This window comes from Lysinibacillus sp. ZYM-1 (genome assembly GCF_001308875.1).
Classification (GTDB): domain Bacteria; phylum Bacillota; class Bacilli; order Bacillales_A; family Planococcaceae; genus Lysinibacillus.
Genome location: NZ_KQ465146.1, coordinates 20,899 through 28,929, shown reverse-complemented (window position 1 = coordinate 28,929; position 8,031 = coordinate 20,899). Strand labels below are relative to the sequence as shown.

Annotated in this window: 7 protein-coding genes; 6 read left to right on the top strand and 1 reads right to left on the bottom strand. The window is 38.0% G+C overall.

The genetic code is table 11. The features are described from left to right. Positions 1-97 precede the first annotated feature (97 nt). Positions 98-1,009 carry a TetR/AcrR family transcriptional regulator gene (locus AO843_RS21425; protein ID WP_054613104.1) on the bottom strand — a complete coding sequence of 304 codons (912 nt, stop codon included), beginning with the start codon at positions 1,007-1,009 and terminating at the stop codon, positions 98-100. Positions 1,010-1,166: 157 nt separating this feature from the next. On the opposite strand from AO843_RS21425, the gene AO843_RS21420 reads away from it, so the two are divergent. From AO843_RS21420 to AO843_RS21395, 6 genes are all read left to right on the top strand, one after another. Beyond that, on the top strand, positions 1,167-2,681 hold the full coding sequence (locus tag AO843_RS21420; RefSeq protein ID WP_054613103.1) for a DHA2 family efflux MFS transporter permease subunit: 1,515 nt from the start codon (positions 1,167-1,169) through the stop codon (positions 2,679-2,681). 154 nt (positions 2,682-2,835) lie between these two features. Continuing rightward, the gene (locus AO843_RS21415) at positions 2,836-3,855 is read left to right on the top strand and encodes a serine hydrolase domain-containing protein (protein ID WP_054613102.1); all 1,020 of its coding nucleotides are present in this window, start codon (positions 2,836-2,838) and stop codon (positions 3,853-3,855) included. A gap of 17 nt (positions 3,856-3,872) precedes the next feature. Continuing rightward, positions 3,873-5,165, top strand: coding sequence for an ABC transporter substrate-binding protein (locus AO843_RS21410; protein WP_054613101.1), 1,293 nt, complete (start codon positions 3,873-3,875; stop codon positions 5,163-5,165). Positions 5,166-5,249: 84 nt separating this feature from the next. Continuing rightward, complete coding sequence (locus tag AO843_RS21405; RefSeq protein ID WP_054613100.1) at positions 5,250-6,194, top strand: carbohydrate ABC transporter permease; 945 nt, start codon at positions 5,250-5,252, stop codon at positions 6,192-6,194. Between the two features lie 11 nt (positions 6,195-6,205). Continuing rightward, positions 6,206-7,033, top strand: a complete 828-nt coding sequence (locus tag AO843_RS21400; protein WP_054613099.1) for a carbohydrate ABC transporter permease — start codon at positions 6,206-6,208, stop codon at positions 7,031-7,033. Beyond that, positions 7,020-8,030, top strand: coding sequence for an N-acetylglucosamine kinase (locus tag AO843_RS21395; protein WP_054613098.1), 1,011 nt, complete (start codon positions 7,020-7,022; stop codon positions 8,028-8,030). Before AO843_RS21400 ends, AO843_RS21395 begins: the two co-directional genes overlap by 14 nt. Position 8,031: the final 1 nt, after the last annotated feature.

The following is an 8,031-nucleotide window of genomic DNA, read 5'->3' as shown; positions in this document are numbered from 1 at the left end:
GTGCGGTTGGCGGACCTTTCAGTGTGTCTTTAGACATGGGCCAGTACCCCAGCGTTTCACGCGCAGAGCAAACCACCAGTTAGACTGGTGGTTCTGATTATCTATTTTTAGTACAGCGCTCAGCGGGCTGCTCAATTTTAACATAGCGCCATAAGCTATTGGCGATGTCGCGGGCTTCAGCGACATGTTCAGTTCCAACGAATGCTTTACGGAATGGTGTAAGGAGCGATTCGATGATAAATAGCTTTGGATTTTCGCGCTGGAGCTCCTCTAATAAAAATTCAGCATACTCCAAGCCTTCCGCTGTTTCATTGTTCGTTAATCCCTTTGTAAAGCCATGTAATTGATCGATAACCATTTCTTTTGTAACGGTTTTAAAGTTTACTACATTTTGAATGGTATTAATCATTTCAACACTAACAATGATTTCTTTCGATTCAAGCATAGTGGGTATAATAACGCTAATATTGCGCAATGCTACACGTACAATGGCTTCTCGATTGATATATTTATAATCAGCAATAAAGACTGCACGCAATGTGAGGTTGATCATTCCAAGTGTTTGCACAGCACATTCATAGCTAATAGGGCTAATTTCTTCACCAAAGACTTGAACTAGTCGGTTAGCTAACCATTCTAATTCCTGTAAATGGTAGTTAATAATGATCTTTTTCAGTTCTTTATCTCTTGAATGGAAGATGGACTCAAAAATTTGAATTAAATTATGCTCACGATTGACATACATGAGAACAGCGACCTGTTGTGTCAATACTTCTAAATCTGTAGGATCTTTCCCATAAATAAGTTCATGACGACGATTACTTGCTTCTTCGCGCCCTTCATCTAAAATCGCGATTAAGCATTCGTTCTTTGAAGAAAAATGATTGTAAAATGTCCCTTTCGAGATTTTTGCATCATTGATGATGTCGTTAATCGATGTATCTAGGAATCCCTTTTCGATAAAAAGTGCACGTGCAGCTGTAATAATTTGTCTTTTTCTTTTGTTCATGACCTCACCTTTTTTATATTATTATACTCTTATTCTACACTTTAAACGCCTATATATCAACGTTTATAAAAAATATAAACTTATTTGTTGAAAAAAGTAGACTACGAGTATAAAATAAGTTTTATCGTAAAACACAAGAAAGAATTGAGGGATATAAATGAATAGTGAGCAGACAATGAAGAAGCCCCCTTATGGCATGATTGCTATTTTATTTGTGGGTGCTTTTGTTGCTTTTCTTAACAACACATTGTTGAATGTGGCATTACCAACTATTATGAAAGATTTTGGGATCACATATTCAAAAGTACAATGGCTCGCAACAGGTTATATGCTGGTAAGCGGTATTTTAGTTCCTGCTTCAGCATTTTTTGTGACTCGCTTTAAAAATAGACATCTATTTATTACAGCGATGTCCGTCTTTACTATCGGTACAATTATGGCAGGTTTCGCACCTAATTTTGGTATGCTGTTAGCAGGTCGTATGGTGCAAGCAGCCGGAGCTTCCAGTATGTCACCACTTTTAATGAATGTTATGTTAACAAGCTTCCCGAAAGAGAAGCGTGGGGCAGCAATGGGGATCTTTGGTTTAGTTATGATTATGGCACCAGCAATAGGACCTACATTATCTGGTTATATTGTCGAGCATCATGATTGGCGTATGCTCTTCCAAATGATTATTCCGTTCGCGCTTATTAGTTTATTATTTGGTGTTTGGAAATTAAGAAACGTGATGGAGACACGTGAAGTTCACTTAGATTTCCTATCAGTACTTTTATCAACAGTTGCATTCGGAGGTATTTTATACGGCTTCAGTACAGCAGGAGATAAAGGCTGGTCCAGCCCATGGGTATATGGCACAATTTCAGTTGGCTTTATTGCCTTAATTATTTTCATTATTAAACAATTAAAAATGGATCAACCATTATTGGAATTACGTATTTATAAATACCCAATGTTTGCATTAGGGTCTGGCATCTCCGTTATTGTCTCTATTGCAATGTTCTCAGGGATGATTTTAACACCAGCATATGTGCAATCTATTCGTGGTATTGAACCATTCGAAGCGGGTTTAATGATGCTTCCAGGTGCTCTGGCAATGGGGATCATGTCACCGATAACTGGTAAACTTTTCGATAAATTTGGTCCACGTATATTAGCTATTATTGGATTGACTATTACGACAATCGCGACATTCGGTTTAGCGAAATTAGAGATTGATTCAAGCTACACATATATCGTATCAATGTACACAATCCGCATGTTCGGTATGTCCATGGTTATGATGCCTATTATGACAAACGGTTTAAATCAAATTCCGCAAGTTATGAATCCACATGGTACTGCTATTAATAACACATTACAGCAAGTATCTGGAGCAATCGGTAGTGCGATTTTAGTTACATTTATGAATAACCGTACAAAAGCAAAAGCAGAAGAATTAATTGTAGAAGCGAAAGCAAATGCAGCACAAGCAGGTGCAGCACCTACACCAGAGCAAATGCAACAAATGCAAGATCAAATTATGCAAAATGCCTTATTAGATGGTATTACGCATTCTTTCTTAATTGCGGCTGGTATAACAGTGGTAGCAATAGTGCTTGCCTTCTTCTTAAAACGCGTAAAAATTGAAAGTGCAGCAGCTTCAATGGATTTAAAAAAACCAACTAAATAATGAAGAAACTCCCTATCAGGTAAGGCATTTACTTGGTGGGGAGTTTTTTTTGTGAAAAAAAATTTTAGGATTGGTGTAATTTTTTATCATTTTATTTTATATGATAATACTAATTTACAGAAAATTTAGTTATTTTAGGTTGTGGGGTGTTCATTTGGTAGATGCCTATATAAATGATTTAGTGAGAGAAAAAGAAATTCCAGGCGCAGTACTGATTGTTCAACAGCAACATAGAAGAATTTTGACTCGCAGTTATGGAGCATATAGAGCCGAAGGTGGCAGCAAACAACTGATTTTAAACCATACACTGTTTGATTTAGCGTCATTAACAAAAGTAGTTGCAACACTACCAGCTATTTTACTGCTGATGAGTCGACATCAAATGACTGTAAAAGATCCAGTTCAAACATATTTACCAGATTTTAAATATCCGAATATTACAATTCAACATTTATTACAGCATAGTTCAGGGCTACCAGCAGACTTAGTGCCCGTAGTGAAGAGATTCCATAAGCGTGACATAATGCAGGAGATTTTCACAAGTGAAGTAGTGTATCAGCCAGACGAACAAGTGCTCTATAGCGATCTAGGCATGATCTTATTAGGGAAGGTTATCGAAAAAATTTCGGGAATGTCGCTGAGTAATTTTGTTGATCAGGAAATATTGAAGCCTTGGGAAATGAACAGTACTGGCTTTCAATTACCAGAGCATAAACGAGGGTTAGCGGCATCCACAGAAATGGTGAATGGAAAATTTATACAAGGGATTGTTCATGATGAAAAATCTCTATTGTTAGAAGGAATTGCTGGTAGTGCAGGTCTATTTTCATGTGCAGAGGACTTAGCGAGTTATGCAAAAATTTGGTTAGGCATGACGCAACAAGAGGTTCTTCCTTATGAGTGGTTAAAACTCGCCCATACGAAGACTTTCAGGAATAGGGGACTTGGGTTTGAAGTATGGAATGAAGATTACTCATCTTCTTGTTTTGCTAGGAGGTGGAACAAGGGCTCATTTGGTCATACAGGCTTTACAGGCACAAGTATTTGGATGGACCCTATTCAAAAGGCATTTGTTATTTTCCTGACGAATGCGGTTCATTATGGAAGGAATACAAATATGAGAGGTATTCGTGAAAAGCTTCATACGTTGATCTATGAAAAATTACTTATATGAAGGGTGGATGAGTTGATATGAAACAAAAGAGTAAATGGTTATGGCTGTTCCTATTAATATTCGTTGTAGCATTAGTGGGATGTACCTCCAATGAGAAAACAACAGTCTCAACAACACCTGATAAGGAAGAAGGAGAGAAAACAGAAGAAATCTCACTTACGATAGGAAGTTGGCGTACAGAAGATGTAGCTAAATATGAAAAAGTTATTGCTTTATTTAATGAACAACATCCGGATATACACATTTCCTTTAACCCGACTAAAAATACAGAGTATAACACCGTTCTCAACACAGCATTACAGGCTGGGGAAGGTCCAGATATTTTCCACTTACGTCCTTATGCTGCTGGATTAAAGCTTGCTGAAGCAGGGTATGTCGAGAAAATAAATGGCTTGAATGGTTTGAGCACATTTCCTGAGGAGGCATTACTAGCATCTCGTGATAAAGAAGGAAATCAATATGGGGTACCGATCAATTTGAGCTCAACCCAATTTTTCTATAATAAAAAGATCTTTAAGGATAATAACCTTGGAGTACCTACTACTTGGGATGAGTTCATAGCATTAAATGATCAATTACTTGAAAAAGGCATTACACCTATCGCAATGGGAACTAAGGAAGGTTGGTTATTGTCATTACTGCATGGTATTGTAGGGCCGGCGATTTATGAGGGAAATGATTTCTATCAAGCAGTGCTTGCGGGAGATAAGGATTTTACAGATGCTAAGTTTATCGATTCGATACAAATAATGAATGACTTGAAAAAGTATTTTCCTGCCAATTCAGAAGGCTTAGGAATGGATGATATTCGTACTTTGTTTGCGTTAGAAGACGCGGCTATGTTCCCGTTAGGTAGCTGGGAAATTCCTGTTGTATTAGAAATGAATCCAGATTTAGATTTAGGGTATTTCCCTATTCCATCTAAAGAGGGTCAGAAAACAGTGACAACTTGGGTGGATGGCTCATTTGCAATCAATGCAAACTCGAAAAATAAAGAGGCGGCTAAAGTATTTTTAGAGTTTTTAACTACAAAAGAATTTGGAGAGTTGTTCGTGAAGGAATTTTCCATGATCAGTGCTATTCCTGGTATTACTTCTGACGATACTTTATTAAATGATATAAGTAAGTCCACTGCAAATGAAGCAACACCATACATGTGGGTTACCAATTTTACTGGAGGGGATCCAACAACGAAAAGTTTACTTGAAAGTGAGCTACAAGGCATGTATTTAGGTCAAGTAACAGTTGAAGAGGTAGCTGCAAAAGTGCAGGAAAACGCTAAAACTTGGTACACACCATTTCAAAAATAGATAAAGTCCTACATGGCCCCTGAAACACCTTTAAGGAGTATAGGGGGACTTCCTTTCTCAAAACTTTAAAGGGGGCTGTTCATCATGAGGGAATCTACAGCTTCACCGTTAACAAAAAGAAAATCATCGAAAAGGTGGACTATCCACCTTTTCCCTATCCCTGCATTAATAATTTATGGAATGTTTGTGCTGTATCCAATACTAGCAGCTTTATCCTATAGTTTTTTTGAATGGAGAGGGATGGCGCGTGGGGATTTTATTGGCTTCCGAAATTTTGTGACGCTTTTCACGACGGAACCCTATGGCTCCATGTTTTGGAATGCCTTCAAACATAATATCCTATATTTTGTTGTGCAAATGGTTGTCATGAATGGGTTGGCTTTCTTTCTAGCATTTATTATCTATCAAAAAATTAAGGGAGCTGAGTTTTTCAAGGCAGCCTTTTTTCTTCCGCGGTTATTATCCGTGATTGTTGTAGGTTTCTTATGGAAGCTCATTCTAAATCCTAATTTTGGAACTTTAAATGTCCTTTTAGAGAGATTAGGTTTAGAAACCTTACAAAAAGCTTGGCTTGGTGATCCGGGAACAGCTTTGATTGCCATTATTTTAGTGAATTGTTGGTTTGGACTAGGCTTTGGTGTTTTAATTTTTTTAGCTGGATTCCAGGGCATTCCAGGTGAGTTGATTGAGGCTGCGAAGCTAGACGGTGCAAAAGGTTTTACCTTATTGCGCACAATTTATTTGCCTTTAATGGTGCCATCTATTATGATCATGGGCATTTTAACATTTATTCAATCCTTTGAGGCATTCGAACTTGTTTATGCGATGCAAGGTTCTATGGGAGAGCCTTATTATTCTACAGATACATTGGCTGTGTTTTTCTATCGCTTGGCATTTGGTAGCTCAACGGCTTCTGGTACGACAGCTATTGGCTTAGGGTCTGCGTTAGCGACAGTGCTGTTTCTATTTATATTAATTTGTACAACGGTATTTTTACGCTTTGCCAATAAAAAAGATGTCCAAATGTAAGGGGTGAATATATGAAACAAGGTGCCATTTGGGTTCGACCATTCTATTATCTTGTTGTATTTACAGTGGCGACAATCAGTTTATATCCTATTTTGTTAATGATCTTGTCTTCCTTCAAGAAGAGTGTGGACATTTACAAAGATCCATTGGGCTTTCCAACTAGCTTTAGTTTGGATACTTACCGTACATTGTTGTCTAAAATTCCATTCACCACCTATTTTATGAACAGTATATTTGTCAGTATTGTATCTGTTGTACTGATTGTGGTTGTTTGTTCATTGGCATCATTTTATATTGCACGCTTTAAATTTTCTTGGAACCATGCATTATTCTTTATTTTCTTATTAGGTATGATGATCCCAATAAAATTGGGAATCGTACCACTTTTCATTTTAATGCGTGATTTAGGGCTGATTAATTCTTTATGGTCTTTAATTTTGATGAATACGGCGACAGGTATACCTTTATCCATGCTGATACTAACAGGCTTTTTTAAAACGATGCCGTACGAACTGGAGGAGGCTGCCCGTATTGATGGTGCGGGAAATTTAAGGGTACTTTGGCATGTTGTTCTACCGTTAATGCGACCAGCACTTGGAACAGTCGTTATTATCAATTTTATCGCGGCTTGGAATGATTTTTTCTTCCCACTTATTTTTATTACAGAGAAGATGAAACGCACAATACCCGTAGGAATGATGTCTCTCTTTGGGGAGCATTCGGCTGATTGGGGCTCGCTTTTTGCAGGACTAACCCTAGCATCATTACCAATGATCCTATTATTCTTTATTGCTTCAAAGCAATTTATGGAGGGGCTGACGGCTGGTGCCATTAAATAAGCAATACATTATTGGTGTCGACGGTGGTGGGACGAAAACTCGTGCAGTGATCGGTACAAAAGAAGGAGAAGTGCTCGCCTATATTGATGGAGAGGGGACGAATATAAAATCAACCCCAACCAATGAGGTAAGACAACAAATCAAACAGTTACTAGAATGCTTAATGCAGAAGGTAGGTACCACAAAAAAAGACGTTTCGACGATCTTCTTATGTGTAGCTGGCGGGGATCGTCAGGAAGATTTAATACGTTGGAAGAGGTGGATAGGTCTTATTTTCCCTGCCACTTCCTGTAGGATTATTATTACCAATGATGCAGTAGCGGCACTCACTAGTGGGACATTTACGCAGGAAGGGCTAGTTGTTATAGCAGGAACGGGTTCAATCGTTTATGCTGTTCAACAAAACCATCTCGTCAGTCGTGCTGGAGGATGGGGTTATCTATTGGGAGACGAAGGCAGTGGCTACTCTATTGGACAAGAGGCATTGCGTACAATTACTCGGAATTATGATGCTTATGGTTTATATGAAGATGCTTTTACAGAAGCTGTGTTAGAGCGTTTAGCCTTAACAGATCCTACAGGAATTATTACGCTAATCTATGAGCATTCGCAACCACGCGTATGCATGGCCTCTATTGCTAGTACGGTCTTACTTTTAGCTACTCAAAACAATGATATAGCGAAGAGGATTGTTGATCATGCTGTATTTCATCTAGTTCAACTACTCCAAATGATGTTCAAAAAGGAACCCCAAGTGAAAAGTTTCCCTATTGTCATTTGTGGAGGTTTATTCAAAAATGGTTATTTTGTTCAATGCTTTCAAGAGAAATTGCAACAAGCTACTATTTATAATCGAATCATTCTTCCTGAAGTACCACCTGCTATTGGCGCTTTTATAAATGGGCTCTTTAGTGAAGGAATTCAAATGACAGGTGCTTTACAAGAAACAGTTAAGGAAACGTGGATGAGCATAAAAAATTCGAATGGAGGGATTTGAC

Excerpts from the sequence above, each read along its gene's own strand:
- AO843_RS21425 (WP_054613104.1), bottom strand. The coding sequence starts at position 1,009 with ATGAACAAAAGAAAAAGACAAATTATTACAGCTGCACGTGCACTTTTT.
- AO843_RS21420 (WP_054613103.1), top strand. The coding sequence starts at position 1,167 with ATGAATAGTGAGCAGACAATGAAGAAGCCCCCTTATGGCATGATTGCT.
- AO843_RS21405 (WP_054613100.1), top strand. The coding sequence starts at position 5,250 with ATGAGGGAATCTACAGCTTCACCGTTAACAAAAAGAAAATCATCGAAA.
- AO843_RS21410 (WP_054613101.1), top strand. The coding sequence starts at position 3,873 with ATGAAACAAAAGAGTAAATGGTTATGGCTGTTCCTATTAATATTCGTT.
- AO843_RS21400 (WP_054613099.1), top strand. The coding sequence starts at position 6,206 with ATGAAACAAGGTGCCATTTGGGTTCGACCATTCTATTATCTTGTTGTA.